The sequence below is a fragment of the Metabacillus sp. 22489 genome, assembly GCF_052044855.1.
In the GTDB taxonomy this organism is placed as follows: domain Bacteria; phylum Bacillota; class Bacilli; order Bacillales; family Bacillaceae; genus Metabacillus; species Metabacillus niabensis.
The window spans coordinates 1-1097 of sequence record NZ_JBQENT010000118.1 but is presented as its reverse complement, the minus strand read 5'-3'; the positions used below and the strand labels follow the sequence as shown (position 1 = coordinate 1097).

Annotated in this window: 1 protein-coding gene; it reads right to left on the bottom strand. The window is 34.0% G+C overall.

The genetic code is table 11. The features are described from left to right. Positions 1 to 116 precede the first annotated feature (116 nt). Positions 117 to 323 (bottom strand): DUF1657 domain-containing protein, encoded by a 207-nt coding sequence (locus ACTJJ9_RS26290; RefSeq protein ID WP_145582939.1) that lies wholly within the window; start codon positions 321 to 323, stop codon positions 117 to 119. Positions 324 to 1097 lie beyond the last annotated feature (774 nt).

Here is a 1097-nt window from a genome sequence, read left to right as displayed (position 1 = left end):
AAAAATGTGGGGGTGAAATGTATCCTGAGTATTATAAAGGGGTACATGGCATAGAGTACAAATTATCGGATATTCTCTAACCATGAAAAGGACCGGGCTATGCCCGGTTTTTCTTATTATTGTTGTTTGTATTGAGGTTCTTCTTGTTCGATTTGTTGAACGCGTGGTTCAACGCTTTGTAAAACCGATTGGGTTTGTTTAGCAGCATCTTGGTAAAGCTGCTTCGCTTGTTCATTATCTGTACTAAGAGCAAATGTTTCAAAGCTAGCTTGAGCGCTTTTTAATCCGGCTAAAGCTGTTTTAACGTCATTTATGACTGTCATGAATAACACCTCCTATTATTTTTTTTTGAAACCTTTCTTAGAATGTTTGAAGATAGAAATATTTATTCATAGAAAGTTTTTAAAATTCGAATTATATTTTTATTATATTTTCGGAAAAAATACTCTTGGCAAAAAAAAATCAAGGAAGAGAGAATAGGGTAAATTTGACGGTTGTACTTTTGTAAAAGCTGATTAAAGTACAATTGTTTTACAATTCGAGGGGGATTTTCCTTTTCGCGAAGCAAGACTGGTATGCTTATTTTGAAATGGAGTATTGATGCAGTTTGTATTTTTCATAAAATTAAAAAAGAGGTAGACGGAGTATGTATAAGGGCTATCCTGAAACGATTTATATGGACCAAAACCACGAGCAAGGTATAAGCAATTTAATAAAAATATAAATCAGTATTTTTCCAATCCTATTATACATAAGGAAATTCATGGTGATAAAATATATGTTGCCTTGGACCTAGACAGAATCTGGAATAGTATAAATTAATATTTAGTTTAGCCACAAATACTCCCCACCTGCGTATAGGTGGGGAGTATTTAATGCTATCTAGAGGTGGGGGAGTCTTTAAAACTAGTCTAAAATACCTGCATATTTTTGACCGCTGTGTGGCAATCTACCAAAGTGATTACAACATTGTTAACAAGGAGGAAACATCATGCAACAAATGCAGACGGGTATGAATAATCAACAAGCACAAGCTTTAATGACACAACCGCCTGAAATAATGTCAACAAAGGATCATCTCTATGTAAACGATATGT